Source organism: Citromicrobium bathyomarinum, from assembly GCF_021021475.1.
Taxonomy (GTDB): domain Bacteria; phylum Pseudomonadota; class Alphaproteobacteria; order Sphingomonadales; family Sphingomonadaceae; genus Alteriqipengyuania; species Alteriqipengyuania bathyomarina.
Genome location: NZ_JAINWL010000013.1, coordinates 1 through 386 on the forward strand (window position 1 = coordinate 1; position 386 = coordinate 386).

Consider the following 386-nt stretch of genomic DNA (forward strand, 5'->3'; position numbering starts at 1 on the left):
GTCGATCACGATCGCGGCCTGTCCAACTTCCTCGCCGGCGACGACGATATCGAGACCATGACCTTCCCGATGACCCACCTGGGGTTCACCGCGATGTCGGCCGGTCCGATCCCGCCCAACGCCGCCGAACTGCTGACCGGCAACCGGCTCGACCTGCTGATGCGCCGCCTGCTGGAAACCTACGACCATGTCGTGATCGACTCGCCGCCGGTCATGGGCCTCGCCGACGCGCCGCTCATCGCAACCCATGTCGAAGGCGTGCTCTACGTGGTCGAATCCCACAATATCCGCGCCGGCCTCGTCAAGAACGCCATCGGACGCCTGAACTCCGCCAACATCCGCATCTTCGGCGCCCTCCTCACCAAGTTCGAAGCCAAGAAATCCGC

Annotated in this window: 1 protein-coding gene; it reads left to right on the forward strand. The window is 64.5% G+C overall.

Annotated features, from left to right (window positions below):
* Nucleotides 1–386 (forward strand): tyrosine-protein kinase family protein (locus K7H93_RS15925; protein ID WP_420840390.1); only part of this gene is annotated, 386 nt, incomplete at both ends.